This is a genomic window from Oceanispirochaeta crateris (assembly GCF_008329965.1).
In the GTDB taxonomy this organism is placed as follows: Bacteria; Spirochaetota; Spirochaetia; order DSM-2461; family DSM-2461; genus Oceanispirochaeta; species Oceanispirochaeta crateris.
Genome location: NZ_CP036150.1, coordinates 70464 through 85153, shown reverse-complemented (window position 1 = coordinate 85153; position 14690 = coordinate 70464). Strand labels below are relative to the sequence as shown.

Here is a 14690-nt window from a genome sequence, read left to right as displayed (position 1 = left end):
TCATTGTTATTGATAGTGTCTGCTGACTTAAAGACGGGATTATAGACGGGTACGTTTGGTTCTGGATGAGGATTTCCGTTTTCTTCCGCCCAAAGCGGGTTTTTCGGACCTTCCCGAAGCGCCTCTTCTGTCTTCCCCCCGGGCACGGGTGCTGGATGATCGACCTTCGGCTCCCCGGCCTTTTCTGGAGTCCCACTTCCTAGGATCACCTGCCTTGTTGGGCGCAGAGGCGGATGGCCTGGTGTCAGCCGCTTTGCCTCGGCGGGATTCCGGTTTTCTGGAGTTCTCATTCCGGACTGTCCGCTTTCCCGAGGCTTTCTTTTCCCCTGTTTTTGAAAACCTGGAAGCAGGTTTTTCCTTGCTGGACTTCTTAAAGCGCCGTTCTCCCGAATCCTTTGACTGAGACGCGGGAAGAGAGCTGTCTCGGTTCTTTTTCAAGACCTTATTGATATCATGCTTGGGTTCAAACCCCTTGACAACGACCTGAGGAATCTTGGCCTTCAGAATTTTTTCAATCTTCAGGAGCTGATTCTTTTCTGAAAAAGAGACCAAAGAGATGGCGACCCCCTTCTTTCCGGCCCGTCCGGTCCGTCCGATACGGTGGATGTAGTCTTCGGGAATCTGTGGCAATTCAAAATTTACCACATGGCTGAGATCTTTCAAATCAATTCCCCTGGCAGCCACATCAGTGGCAACAAGCGCCTGTAGGTCTCCCTTGATAAAATTCTTCAAGGCTCTGGATCGGGCTCCCTGGCGTTTATCTCCATGAATGGCTTCTGAGGGAATGCCAACTTTATTCAGCTGAGAGGCGACCCTGTCGGCGCTGTGTTTCGTTTTAACAAAAACAAGGACCTGGTACCACTGCCCTTCTGTAATGAGATGGGCCAGAAGATCAAAGCGGTCTTTCTTGTCTACAAAATGGAGTATTTGAGAGACTTCGGCGGCAGCAGTATTCCTTTTACTGACCTCTACCGACACGGGATTTTTAAGTAAGACCTTGGCAAGCTGTTCAATATCATTGCCGTATGTGGCCGAGAATAACAAATTTTGTGTGGTCTTGGGGATCACGCCGATAATGGATTTAATATCATTGATAAACCCCATATCCAGCATGCGGTCAGCCTCATCCAGAACGAGTATTTCTATTTTCGAGAGGTCAATATTTTTTTGCTCCAGATGGTCTTTAAGGCGTCCCGGTGTGGCGATGACGATATCAGTCCCCCGCTTCAGACTTGTTTCCTGAGAACCCATTTTGGCTCCCCCATAGAGTGTGGTGACCCTCAATTCCAGAAACTGACCGTAGCTGATGAAGCTCTCTCCCACCTGTTCTGCCAATTCTCTGGTAGGAGCCAGAACCAGAGCCCGCGGCTCTCCGGAATCGCTTGCTTCAGTTTTTGACAGGCGCTGTAGAATCGGTAGAGCAAAGGCAGCGGTTTTTCCCGTACCTGTTTGGGCCCCCCCAGGAGGTCGCGTCCGTCAAGGATGGCCGGGATAGCCTGTGCCTGGATGGGTGTTGTTTTTGTATACCCCCTTACCTCAAGACCCTTGAGGATCTGGGGAGAGAGTTCTAGTTGTTCAAATTTCATTTATTTCTCCTTGCCGCACAAGAAGCCGGCAATCATCAGTCATTTTTATATATAGATTGATTTTATCTAAAACATCGATTAGAGGCGGATCAAAGTACAATTGAAAAGAAAAGTACCATTAGAATCAGGAAATGTATAGTTAAAGAGAGCCTAATTTCTAGAGAAATTCCTCTCGCAGTCGTTTTATTTGGCTTCATAAGCCTCCCGGGAATGGATGTCACGGCTCACACCGAAACTCATTACAAAAAGTCTGGAACTTGTCCCGTTCGAAGCTGAAACGAAAAGAGTCCTATTAGATCCCTGAAAGAGCAGAATCCAGGTTCTAAAATCCATTTTTCTATATTGAATACCGATTTATAAATAATAGTCTTTATTATTCAAAAAATATCTAAAAAAAGAGAGGAAGAGACTTTCAGATTTTCATGATACCGTGTATACAACAGGAATTAGATTTGTACTGGATATACCAAGAGGTATTATCCTTACCCGCAAGGAATACTTCCTTTTTAAAGGATTCGGTATTTTCCTTTTGAGGAGGTTATTTTAAGAATGAAAAATGAAGATATTCTCAACAGATGGTCTGTAGAAAAGAGTGCAGAACTCTATGGCATCAAAGACTGGGGAAATGGGTATTTCCATATATCAGATACGGGAGAGGTGACAATTTCTGCACCTGTCAATGGTAAAACAGTCTCAGTAAACCTGATGGATGTCATCAAAGGAATAGAGGACCGGGGTATGACAATGCCTGTTCTTTTGAGGATTGAAAATCTCCTGGATAGTCAGATAACCCGGTTGAACGAGAGCTTTAGAAGCAATATCAAGAAATTCGCTTATCAGGGCAGTTACAAAGGAGTATTCCCCATCAAGGTGAACCAGCAACAGCAGGTCATTGAAGAAGTGACCCGTTTTGGTGAACGCTATAATCACGGACTGGAAGCCGGCAGTAAAGCCGAACTCATTTCCGCCCTGGGAATGATAAAAAACACAGAGACCCTTTTGATCTGCAATGGATACAAAGATGAAGAATTCATTGATTTGGGACTGAATGCCATTAAAATGGGATATCAATGCTTTTTTGTCATAGAAATGCCCGGAGAACTGGATCTGATCATCAAACGGTCCAAAGCACTGGATGTTAAACCTCTTTTGGGTGTTCGTTTGAAGCTATCCAGCCAGGCGGGAGGTCATTGGACAGAGTCCGGCGGAGACAGAAGCATTTTCGGCCTGAACACGACCCAGATCATCGAAGTGATCGATGAACTCAAAAAACAGGAGATGCTGGACTGCCTGAAACTTGTTCATTACCATCTGGGTAGCCAGATACCCAATATCAGGGACATCCGAAGGGCCATCACCGAAGCCTGCCGCTACTATACGGACATCTACAGGGAAGGAGCTCCTCTGGAACATCTTGATCTTGGCGGTGGTCTAGCTGTCGACTACGACGGGTCACAAACCAATTATGTTCACAGCCGCAACTATACCCTGGATGAATATACCGCAGACATCATTGAAGTGGTTATGGCGACCCTGGATGAACACAAGATTCCCCATCCTGTACTGACAACAGAATCGGGGCGATCCGTGGTAGCCTACTATTCCATTCTTCTTTTTAACATCCTCGATACGACCCGCTTCGATACCCATGCTCTTCCGGAGACCTTGCCTGAGGATTCACATGAGCTGATACAGAATCTATTTGATGTCAGAAATGTCATGAAAATTCGCAATATTCAGGAAAGCTGCAATGACGCGGTGTATTACAGAGATGAAATTCGTCAGCTCTTCCGTCATGGACAGATCAACCTGAGAGACCTCAGTCTAGCAGAATCTATCTTTCTGAAAATCCTGAAGGATGTATCACTCCTGATGAAGAAAATAAAGAGGATTCCACCCGATTTGGAAGGTTTGGACAATGCTCTTTCCGACATATACTATGGGAACTTCAGTGTTTTTCAGTCCCTCCCCGATGCCTGGGCCATCGATCAGATATTCCCTATCATGCCCATTCACCGGCTCAATGAAAAACCCTCCAGGGAGTGTATTTTGGCGGATATAACCTGTGACTGTGACGGTAAAATTGACAGGTTCACCGATATACATGATGAAAAAAAGACCCTTTCTGTACATGAACTCCTGCAAAATGAAGAATATTTCATGGGAGCTTTCCTTGTGGGGGCCTATCAGGAAACCCTGGGAGATCTTCATAATCTGCTGGGAGATACGAATGTTGTCTCCATAAGGATCAAGGAGGAGGGAGAATTTGATATTGTAAGAGAACTGGAAGGAGATTCCATTGCCGATGTACTCTCCTATGTGGAATACGATCCCAGACAACTGCAGGAACTTTTCCGTCAGAAGGCTGAAGAAGCCGTCCGCACAGGGAAAATAACAGCAAAGGACCGCCGTCGCATCGTGGACAGCTATGAAGAGAGCCTGAGAGGCTACACATACTTTGAGAGGTAAAGGAATGAAAAAAGGTAAAGTCATCATAATTGGAGCCGGCGGCGTGGGTGGTGTTGTGGCTCATAAATGTGCCCAGCTGTCAGATATATTTGAAGAGATAGTCCTGGCTAGCCGCACAGAGTCTAAATGCAAGGCCATTGCGTCTCAAATAAAGAGAGCTGTGAGAACGGCCTCTGTAGACGCTGAGAATGTCCCGGAACTGATACGGTTTCTTGAAAAAGAAAAACCTTTCATGGTTATAAATGTAGCCCTGCCCTACCAGGATCTGACCATCATGGATGCCTGCCTTGCCACGGGAACCCACTATCTGGATACGGCCAATTATGAACCTAGGGAGACGGCCAAATTTGAATACAAGTGGCAGTGGGACTACAAGGCCCGGTTCAAAAAGGCTGGCCTCATGGCCCTCCTTGGGAGCGGTTTCGATCCCGGTGTTACCAATGTGTATACGGCCTATGCAGCCAAACATGAGTTTGATGAGATTCATGAACTGGATATCATTGATGTGAACGGAGGAGATCATGGACAGCCCTTTGCTACCAATTTCAACCCTGAGATCAATATCCGGGAAGTAACGGCTCCCTGCCGTCATTGGGAAGAGGGAAGCTTCAAAGAAACCCCTCCCATGTCCGTATCCAGGAGTTATGATTGTCCTGAATCAGTAGGGACGTATAATATTTACCGCATGTATCATGAAGAGCTGGAATCGCTGACCAAAAACTTCCCCACACTCAAAAAAGCCCAGTTCTGGATGAGTTTTTCAAAAAATTACCTGAACCATTTGGAAGTTCTTCAAAATGTGGGGATGACAGGGATAGAACCGATCCTATACAAGGGCAAAGAAATTGTCCCCCTGCAGTTCCTCAAGGCGGTCCTCCCGGAACCTTCCAGCCTCGGGCCCCTCACACAGGGAAAGACCTGCATAGGCAACATTATCAAGGGAGTCCATAAAGGGAAGGAAAAGAAAATCTACATCTACAATATCTGTGACCATCAGGAGTGTTACAAAGAAGTTCAGAGTCAGGCCATCAGCTACACAACGGGAGTACCCGCCATGATTGGTGCCAAGATGATGATGACAGGAGAATGGATGCGTCCGGGAGTGTTCAATATTGAACAGATGAATCCCGACCCATTTATGAACGACCTCAATAGATATGGACTTCCATGGACCAAAATCAATTTATAGGATTTAACCCCGCAGATCTTCCAACTCCCTGCTTTGTCATCGATGAAGGGGCTCTGCGCCGGAACCTCAGCCTCTTAAAAGAAGTACAGGACAGAGCGGGCTGCACCGTCTTACTGGCGCTGAAAGCCTTTGCCTGCTGGCCCCTTTTTCCTCTGATAAAAGAATACCTCCCGGGCATCTGTGCCAGTGGTCCTCATGAGGCTCGGCTGGGACGTGAAGAATTTGGAGGTCAGGTGCATACCTATTCACCTGGATACACAGATGGGGACCTTCATGAAGTTTTAGGCCTCTCAGATCATGTGATCTTCAATTCCTTTCATCAATGGAACAAATACAAGGAAATCTGTTTGCCACTGAGGGATAAAACATCCTTCGGCCTGAGACTGAATCCGAGACAGAGTGAGGCCGAAGTCCCACTGTATGATCCCTCTTCCCCGGGTAGTCGTCTGGGCATTATAAAGGATGAATTCAGACCAGAAGATCTGGAAGGTATCTCTGGATTTCACTTTCACAACCTCTGTGAACAGGATCTAGCCCCCCTGAAAAGGACCCTCAAAGCCATTGAAGACCAGTTTGGTCCCTGGATCAAACAGATGAAATGGGTCAACTTCGGTGGAGGCCATCACATTAGCAAACCCGGATATGACAGAGAAGGACTCATCCGTATCATCCGGGATTTCCGCCAGAAATACGGGGTGGAAGTCATCCTGGAACCCGGGGAAGCCATTGCCATCCACACGGGGGTTCTCGTGACAACCGTACTTGATGTTGTAAAAAACGAAATACCCGCCGTGATTATGGATGCCTCCGTATCCTGCCATATGCCTGATGTGATTGAAATGCCCTACCGTCCCGAAATATGGGGAGCAGGAAACCCGGGAGAAAAGGCCTGGGATGCCTCACTGGGAGGACGGAGCTGTCTGGCCGGAGACAGTGCTGGCATCTACTCCTTCGAAAAGGCCCTCCTTCCGGGGGACCGCCTGGTATTTGACGATATGTCCCATTATACAATGGTGAAGACGACGACCTTCAACGGCGTCCCCCTCCCTTCCATTGCCCTGTATAATCCGGAAACCCGACAGACCAGGGTGATCAGGCGTTTTGGATATGACGATTTTAAAGGACGGTTAGGCTGATGAATTGGGTTAAAAAGTATCCTCCCTTTCTGATTTCCGAATACCCAAATGGTGACGACAGCGCTCTGTTTCAAATACTTCCGGTTCCTCTCGAACGGTCAGTAAGCTATGGCGTGGGGACCCGTATGGGACCTTCGGCCATACTGAAGGCCAGTGAGAATCTAGAGGTATTTGACGGCATGAGCTGTCCGGGAGAGTCGGGCCTGAAGACTCTCCCGCCTGTAAACTGCCGGGGACCCATCCAAAAAGTACTGGGACGGATTGCCGTAGCCACGGAGAAGATTCTCCTTCAGGGCAGAATTCCCGTGGTTCTCGGTGGGGAACACACGGTCAGCACGGGAGTCTTCATGGCTTTGAGCCGCCATTACAGGACAAAGATTCCCGGAATTGTCCAGATTGATGCTCACGCAGACCTGAGGAACAGCTATCAAGGCAGTCCCTTTAGCCATGCCTGTGTTATGAAGCGGGCTCTGGATCTGGACTTTCCCATTTATCAATTGGGTATTCGAAGTCTGTCTCCCGAAGAGATACAACTGAGAGAAGACCGGAAAATCCCCGGCAAAGATGCGCTTGAACTCTGTTCTGGCACTCCCGTGAATGAGCTCAACCTGCCCGAAGACTTTCCCGAAGAGATCTATCTGACAATTGATGTGGATGGACTCGACCCTTCTATCATTCCCGGAACAGGAACCCCTGAACCGGGAGGACTGGGGTGGTACCAGACCCTGAACCTGATTGAATCCATTGCCCGGAAGCACAAAATCATCGGATTTGACGTGGTGGAACTGGCTCCTCTAAAAGGCTCTCTTATTAGCGAATTCACAACGGCAAGGCTGGTTTACCAGGTGATGGGCATCATCGCCCGGCAGGAAATCAAGTCAAAAGAATAGAGAACTCTCCATGAGGAATCCTCGGGGCTTATGACTCCGATGATTCTGGTGAAAACTCGGTTTTAGGGGCTCCACAGACGGGGCAGACCCAGTCATCTGGAAGCTCTTCAAAGGGAACGCCTTCGGGAATATCTTGATCGGGATCTCCCTCTGAAGGATCATATATATAGCCGCAGGCATTACAGACCCATATCATTGCAAACTCCTTTTTATCAATTGCACAGACTCAGGATTCCTAAGGTTCAACGGGCTTCCAGGGGAAGATATTCCCGGTCCAAGGGACCGTCAAATAGGGCCTTAGGCCTGAAGATTCTATTATCCTGTCTTTGTTCCAGAATATGAGACAGCCAACCCGGTGCCCTGGCCATGGCAAAAATTGGGGTAAACAGGGTTGGTGGTATACCCAAGAGTTCATACACGGCCCCAGAAAAGAAATCGACGTTGGGATAGATGGCCTTATCCTTTTCATCCATCATTTCTCTGAACACCTTTTGAATTTCTTTGAGGAGATTGTAGTTCACAGAATTACCTTTTTTCGTTGATAGGGTCTTCAGGTACCCTTCCATCAGGACAGCCCGGGGATCCATAGCCTTGTAGACTCGGTGACCCATGCCCATGATTTTCCTCTTTGTCCGGGCTGCTTCCTCCAGGAATGGTCTCACATCCTGAACAGAATCGATCTCCTTGAGCATATTCACAACCTTCTCATTGGCTCCACCGTGAAGGGAGCCGTAGAGGGAACCAATAGCCGCCGAGATACTGCAATAACAGGTGGACAGAGAAGAAGCGACCACTCTTGCCGTAAACGTGGAGGCATTGAGTCCATGTTCTGCATGGAGGATGAGGCATTTGTCCATGATATCCCCCTCCTCTTTATCCGGAACAACTCCCCGGAGCATGTACAGAAAATTGGCACCATGATTCAGGTCATCCCGTGGAGGGACATATTCCAGACCATTTTTGATCCTGTAAAACGCCGCTATGATTGTGGGCAACTGGGCAATCTGATGCAGTGTCTGCCGGCAGTTACAATAGGCTGAATGTTCAATTTTATGATCCACATACCCACTGAGAAAATTAATGGATGACTGAAGCAATTCCATGGGATGAGAATCCCGGGGGAAAGTCTTAATCATTTCCAAGATGGGATTGCTAATTTGACGGGCCAATCTCATCTTGGTCGTAAAATCTGCCAGTTCCTCCTTATTGGGCAGGTGGCTGTAAAGAAGAAGATAGGATGTTTCTTCAAAGCTGGAATACTTTTCCAGAACATCGATAGGATAGCCGTAATAATACAACTTGCCTTCTTCACCATTGACCTTACAAATACTGGTTTTAGTCACCAAAACACCTTCCAGACCCTTGTGAATCATCTCTTCTGACATCATCATACTCCTTATGGCTTGTGTCATTGTTTTCCCGTTTTCAGGAAAAACCTCTGGGTATTACAAATCGATAAGAATCCTCCTGGGATCTTCGAGATCCTTCTTAAGGATATTTAAAAAACTGACGGCTTCTCTGCCATCGATAATTCTATGATCATAGGTCAAAGCCAGGTACATCATGGGACGGATAACAATTTCATCATTACGAACAACTGGTTTTTTCACGATGGAATGCATTCCAAGGATTCCCGACTGTCCCGGAGAGGGAATGGGTGTGGATAAAAGACTACCGAAGATTCCTCCATTGGTAATCGTGAAAGTACCCCCTGAAAGTTCATCGGGCAGGAGTTTACGCTCTGCAGCCCTCTTAGAAAAGGATATGATCTGTGACTCAATCTGAGCAAAAGACAGGGTCTCTGCCCTCTTTAACACTGGAGTAATCAGTCCCTTTTCTGTAGAGACAGCGATGCTGATATTTAGATGGTTCCGATAAAGAAGGTCTTCTCCCTCTATGACTGCATTGAGCTGGGGATACTCTGCTAAAGCGGCACAAACGGCTTTGACAAAGAAACTCATGAATCCCAGCTTGACCGCCTTACTCTTAAAAAAATCATCCTTGTAAAGAGTCCGGATCTCCATGATCTCAGACATATCCACCTCATTGAAGGTTGTCAGGTGGGCCGACTGCTGTTTGGACTGAACCAGGTTGGCCGCAATTTTCTGTCGGATACGGCTCATTTTTACACGGCGGAACTCTTGAGTTTCTGCAGGAGTCACTGCGGGAGTTTCGACAGGAGTCTCTGTGCTTGAACCGCTTAGAGGAACAGCCTTGATCCCCTGCTTTTGGACATAGTCCAGAACATCTTCTTTGGTGAGGTGTCCTTTTTTACCACTCCCCGGCATCTCTATGGATTTTAAACCATAGGTTTGGAGGGCATGACGGACAGAGGGAGAGTAGTGATCTTCTGCGGGTATGTTCTCTTTATCGATCAGGGGTTTAGGACTCTCGCCTACTGCCTGGGTATCGACCTCTGCCACAAGCTGCCCAATCTCTACTTCTGAATCTTCCCTGATGAGAATTTTCAGAGCGCCAGCGGCGGGAGAAGGGACTGCCAGGGTAGCCTTGTCAGTTTCCAGTTCCAACACTTCTTCACCAACAGCCACAAAATCACCATCCTGCTTGAGCCAGGCCGCTAGGATACCACCAGTAACAGATTCTCCCATTTCGGGAATTCTAAGTTCAATCATTTATCATTCACCTCATCAAACGCTTCTAGGAGGAATTCTTCCAATTCATCCATATCTTTCACATGAGCTCCCGCAGAAGAACTTGCCGAAGCCGGGCGTCCCACATAAGACCATCTTTTTTCTCCCAGACGGCTGAGCCGTTCCTGAAGGAATGACCAAGCTCCCTTGTTACGGGGTTCTTCCTGAACCCAGCGGAGCTGTCTGACCCAGGGATAAGATTTCAAAATCTCTTTGAGACGGTCCTCCGGAAAGGGGTAAATCTGCTCCAGCCTCAAAATGGCGCATCTGTCAGTTCCCAGCTGGTCCCGTCTCTCAATGAGGTCGTAATAAACCTTCCCAGAGCATAAAAGAATGATCTCGGCTTTTCTGTATTTCGGATCATCCTTCAGAACAGTCTGAAACCGGCCCTCTTCCAGATCCTGAAGATCAGAAACAGCCCTCTTATGCCTGAGGAGACTCTTGGGAGTCATCAAAATGAGAGGTTTTCTAAAAGGCTGAGTCATCTGTTTTCTTAGGACATGAAAGTACTGTGCCGGCGTTGTAAGATTGCAAACCTGCATATTGTCTTCGGCGCAGAGGCTGAGATACCGCTCCAGGTAGGCGTTGGAATGCTCCGGCCCCTGTCCCTCATACCCATGGGGAAGGAGGAGGACCAGTCCGCTGGAACGGAACCATTTCTGTTCCCCAGAGCAGATGAATTGATCGATAATGGTCTGGGCTCCATTGGCAAAATCGCCAAACTGAGCTTCCCAGAGCACCAGAACCCGGGGCATTGCCAGGGAGTAACCGTACTCAAATCCTAAGACAGAAAACTCTGAAAGAGGACTGTCATATACTGAGAAGATTCTCCTGGGAACGGGTGATATATCTTCCAAATGATTCAAGGGAATATAAGACTGGGGATTTTCAACCGAAACATCCCACCATTTTGCATGACGCTGAGAGAAAGTGCCTCTTCCGCAATCCTCACCGGACAGCCGGACATGGTACCCCTCGGTGAGGAGGCTTCCAAAAGCCATGGATTCTGCAAAAGCCCAGTCAATGCCCTTTTTATCATCCAGAGCCTTCCGTCTGTTTTCTACAAAACGCTGCAGTTTGGAATGTGCGACAAAACCCTCTGGGATCATTGTCAGGACTTCCCCGATGGCACGAAGCCGTTCCGGAGAGACCCCCGTATCGGGAAAATCAAAGGAATACTTGAAAGTCATGCCTTTCCATTCACCCTTTTGGAAGGCATTGTTCCACTGATGATCCCCATACGCTTTTGCTTCCTCAAAATCGGCAGTCATTTCGGTGATATAGGAAAGCTTGAAAGCCTCTTGATCAATTTGCGAGAGGATTCCCTTTTCTTCCAGCTCCCTGCCGTAAAGGGTCATCACAGACTGATGCTTTCTGATCAACTGGTACATGATAGGGTGAGTGAAGGACGGTTCATCTGCCTCATTATGACCAAGCCTGCGGTAACAGATGATGTCTACAACAACATCATAGCCGAATTTATGCCGCCAGCGGACGGCCAGGTCCATGGCTTTGATCACAGATTCGGGTTCATCCCCATTGGCATGAAAAATGGGAATGGGCAAAGATTTTGCGACATCCGTGGCGAAATAGGTAGACCGTGAGTCTCTGGAGGCAGTTGTAAATCCTATCTGATTGTTGATGATGATATGGATGGTTCCTCCCGTCCTGTAGCCCTTGAGCTGAGACAGATTAAGAGTTTCATAAACAATTCCCTGACCCGAGAATGCGGCATCTCCATGGATCAAAATGGGTATGACTTTTTTGCGGTTGCTGTCTTTCCTCCTCCGCTGAATGCCCCGTGTTTTTCCTTCCACGACGGGGTTGACCGCTTCCAGATGACTGGGGTTGGAAACGAGAGAAATATGGAGGTTGCGGCCCTCTTCATCGCTAAAGTCACAGCTCTGCCCCATGTGATATTTCACATCTCCGCTACCACCATAGACATAGGGCTGGTAATTATTTTGAAACATGGCAAAGATTTCTGCAGCGGGTTTGCTGATGGCATTGACAAGTACATTCAACCTGCCCCGATGAGCCATTCCGATAACAGTTTCACGGATGCCCAGTTGTATTGATTTCTTAAACAGATATTTAAGGGCAGGAATAACGACCTCACCCCCCTCCAAAGAAAATCGTTTCTGTCCCACAAAACGGGTATTGATAAATTTCTCAAATTCTTCGGCCCGAATGAGATCTTTTTGAATTCCCTGCTGCAGGGCCGCATCGATCCTGACTGATTTATCAGGCTGTTCCATGTTGCTGATAAGCCAGTTTCGCATGGAAACGTTCTGAATATGAAGGATTTCGGCCCCCAGGGTTCCGCAGTACACATCATCGAGCCTTTTGATGATATCCCTGAGAGGAAGGGACTCTTCTTTGAAAAACCGTCCCGGTCTGAAAGGCTTCTCCATGTCTGACTCATCAAAGCCGAACTGTTCAGGTTTTAGAGACTCCACCCCGCCTTTCATGGTCAGATAAATATACTTCATCTCTTTGGTCATATAATGCCCCAAAGGATTGAGACGGCCATGGAGGTATCCGCCATCCCGATAGGCCCAGATCAGGGCATTGAGACGACTTTGCTTGTCCGCTCCGGCATCTGGAAGAAGAGGAGATCCTGGAGAAGGACCTTCCAGTTCCTCCCGCCAACTGGGAGAGAGAGCTCCATCTTCCAACAGGGTCTCAAGGTAGGCCAGATTCTCTATGGAAATGCCCTTTTCAACCATATGATACCTTCCCGTTTATTTTTTTCTCTTTAGTTTTTTTAGCAGCAACCCGGGGATTTCATCGGGTTTATCAGCCACATCCACACCGGCTGCTTCAAAGGCTGCGACTTTTGCCTCGGCCGTTCCTTTTCCCCCAGAAATAATGGCTCCCGCATGCCCCATTCTTTTCCCTTTGGGAGCAGACCGTCCCGAAATAAAAGCGACAACGGGCTTCTTCATATGGTCTTGGATATAGCAAGCAGCCTCTTCTTCCGCCTCCCCGCCGATCTCTCCAATAAGAACCACCGCCGTGGTTTCAGGATCAGCTTCAAACCTCTCCAACAGGTCTAAAAATCCGGTTCCGACGATGGGATCTCCTCCAATGCCGATACAGGTGGACTGCCCCAGCCCCGCCAGAGTGAGTTCGTTGACAACCTCGTATGTGAGTGTTCCGGATCTGGAAATGACACCGACCCCTCCTGCCTTATGAATCCGTTTGGGCATGATCCCTATCTTGCATTTATCCGGAGAGATGAGCCCCGGACAATTAGGCCCTATCAGAACGCTTCCTTTTGCACGGGCCCTATGATAAAGGTCTGTCATTTCCTGTACAGGCACACCCTCGGTAATGCACACCACCAGGGGAATTCTGGCATCGATAGCCTCTCTGGCTGCAGCGGCCGCAAAGGGAGCGGGAACGAAAACCACGGAGGCATCGACTTTCTTGTCTTTCAGACATTCCTCAACAGAGTCATACACAGGGATGCCTTCCATGTCCTGCCCCCCCTTGCCGGGAGTCACTCCGGCGACAATCTTGGTTCCGTCGGCCACCATGGTCTTTGTGTGAAAAGAACCATCTCTTCCGGTGATCCCCTGAACGATGACTTTTGTATTCTCATCTATGAGTATGCTCATTGACGTCCTCCCTCAGAAGTAGCTAGAGCCACAACTTTTTCCACCGACTCACTCAATCCGTCAAAGGCCTGAAGACCTGCTTTCTCTAATAGAGCCCGTCCTTCATCCTGATTGGTACCCACCAGCCGTATCACCAGAGGAAGATCCAGTTGGATCTGCTCCCGGGCCATCAAAAGGCCCTTGGCTATGTCGTCACATCGGGTGATTCCTCCGAAAATATTGATCAGAATGGCTTTCACATTGGGATTGCTTATGATGATTTTCAAGGCGGAGACCACCTTGTTAGGATTGGAGCTTCCCCCCACATCCAGGAAATTTGCCGGTTCGCCTCCGGCCAATTTGATGAGGTCTAAGGTGGCCATGGCCAGGCCAGCCCCGTTGACGATGCAACCGATATCACCATCGAGGCTGACAAAACTAAGCCCTGCTTCCCGTGCATCTTTTTCATCCTGACTGGATTCTTCTGGATTCTCCAAGGCCTGAATCTCCGGATGTCGGAACAGGGCATTGTCATCAAAACTCATTTTGGCATCGATTGCCACCAGTGTATCGTCGTCCACAATAGACAGGGGGTTGATTTCTGTCAGACTGCAGTCTTTTTCCAGGAAGAGCCTGTACAGCTTATCCAGAATATCCCTGGCTTGGGCGATATGGGTCTGGGTTCTGAAAATGTCTTTCAGCGCCGCCTCATAAAGATCTTCATCGGGGCCGGTTCGGGCAAAAAAATCGATTTTGAGGATCTCTTCGGGAGAATTGACGGCTAAATCTTCGATGTCCATCCCACCGGCCTTACTCAGCATAAGGGTGACAGCCCTGGTCCCGCGGTTGGTGATAAACCCCGCATAAAACTCCTTCTTTATATCAGCGGCTTCTGTGAGAATAATCTTCTCCACGGGAAATCCCTTGATTGTCAGATTCAGGATGTCCTGCCCATACTTGACCGCCTCTTCCGCTGTTTTGGCGTATTTCACCCCCCCCGCTTTTCCCCGTCCTCCTGTGAGAACCTGAGCCTTGACGATGGTTTCTCCTCCCAACTCCTGTGCAGCCTGGGCCAGTTGTCCCGGTTCTGTCACGAGGCGAAAGGCCTTGATGGGAATGCCATAGGATGCAAACAACTCTTTAGCCTGATATTCATGTATATTCATA

The 14690-nt window shown here is 48.2% G+C and carries 11 protein-coding genes; 4 read left to right on the top strand and 7 right to left on the bottom strand.

Annotated features, from left to right (window positions below):
* Positions 1-39 precede the first annotated feature (39 nt).
* The gene (locus EXM22_RS00325) at positions 40-1401 is read right to left on the bottom strand and encodes a DEAD/DEAH box helicase (RefSeq protein WP_246157133.1); all 1362 of its coding nucleotides are present in this window, start codon (positions 1399-1401) and stop codon (positions 40-42) included.
* Between the two features lie 734 nt (positions 1402-2135).
* On the opposite strand from EXM22_RS00325, the gene speA reads away from it, so the two are divergent.
* From speA to speB, 4 genes are read left to right on the top strand one after another with little or no spacing between them, the layout of a single operon-like run.
* Positions 2136-4055 carry a biosynthetic arginine decarboxylase gene (gene speA / locus EXM22_RS00320; RefSeq protein ID WP_149484593.1) on the top strand — a complete coding sequence of 640 codons (1920 nt, stop codon included), beginning with the start codon at positions 2136-2138 and terminating at the stop codon, positions 4053-4055.
* Between the two features lie 4 nt (positions 4056-4059).
* Positions 4060-5244: a saccharopine dehydrogenase family protein gene (locus EXM22_RS00315; RefSeq protein ID WP_149484592.1), complete on the top strand. Its 1185-nt coding sequence runs from the start codon at positions 4060-4062 to the stop codon at positions 5242-5244.
* A complete protein-coding gene (gene nspC, locus EXM22_RS00310; protein ID WP_149484591.1) occupies positions 5223-6380 on the top strand; it encodes a carboxynorspermidine decarboxylase in 1158 nt (385 codons plus the stop codon). Before EXM22_RS00315 ends, nspC begins: the two co-directional genes overlap by 22 nt.
* Positions 6380-7270 carry an agmatinase gene (gene speB, locus EXM22_RS00305; RefSeq protein WP_149484590.1) on the top strand — a complete coding sequence of 297 codons (891 nt, stop codon included), beginning with the start codon at positions 6380-6382 and terminating at the stop codon, positions 7268-7270. The genes nspC and speB overlap by 1 nt, the downstream gene beginning before the upstream one ends.
* A gap of 28 nt (positions 7271-7298) precedes the next feature.
* Here speB and EXM22_RS00300 read toward each other — a convergent pair whose 3' ends face one another.
* The 6 genes from EXM22_RS00300 to sucC are packed head-to-tail and all read right to left on the bottom strand — an operon-like array spanning position 7299 to position 14689.
* Positions 7299-7466: a rubredoxin gene (locus EXM22_RS00300; RefSeq protein WP_149484589.1), complete on the bottom strand. Its 168-nt coding sequence runs from the start codon at positions 7464-7466 to the stop codon at positions 7299-7301.
* A 46-nt stretch (positions 7467-7512) separates the two neighbouring features.
* On the bottom strand, positions 7513-8661 hold the full coding sequence (locus EXM22_RS00295; protein WP_168203255.1) for a citrate/2-methylcitrate synthase: 1149 nt from the start codon (positions 8659-8661) through the stop codon (positions 7513-7515).
* 54 nt (positions 8662-8715) lie between these two features.
* Positions 8716-9903, bottom strand: a complete 1188-nt coding sequence (gene odhB, locus EXM22_RS00290; protein WP_149484587.1) for a 2-oxoglutarate dehydrogenase complex dihydrolipoyllysine-residue succinyltransferase — start codon at positions 9901-9903, stop codon at positions 8716-8718.
* Positions 9900-12650 (bottom strand): 2-oxoglutarate dehydrogenase E1 component, encoded by a 2751-nt coding sequence (locus EXM22_RS00285; protein WP_149484586.1) that lies wholly within the window; start codon positions 12648-12650, stop codon positions 9900-9902. The genes odhB and EXM22_RS00285 overlap by 4 nt, the downstream gene beginning before the upstream one ends.
* A gap of 15 nt (positions 12651-12665) precedes the next feature.
* Positions 12666-13544 carry a succinate--CoA ligase subunit alpha gene (gene sucD, locus EXM22_RS00280; RefSeq protein WP_149484585.1) on the bottom strand — a complete coding sequence of 293 codons (879 nt, stop codon included), beginning with the start codon at positions 13542-13544 and terminating at the stop codon, positions 12666-12668.
* Positions 13541-14689, bottom strand: a complete 1149-nt coding sequence (sucC, locus tag EXM22_RS00275) for an ADP-forming succinate--CoA ligase subunit beta (protein ID WP_149484584.1) — start codon at positions 14687-14689, stop codon at positions 13541-13543. The genes sucD and sucC overlap by 4 nt, the downstream gene beginning before the upstream one ends.
* Position 14690 lies beyond the last annotated feature (1 nt).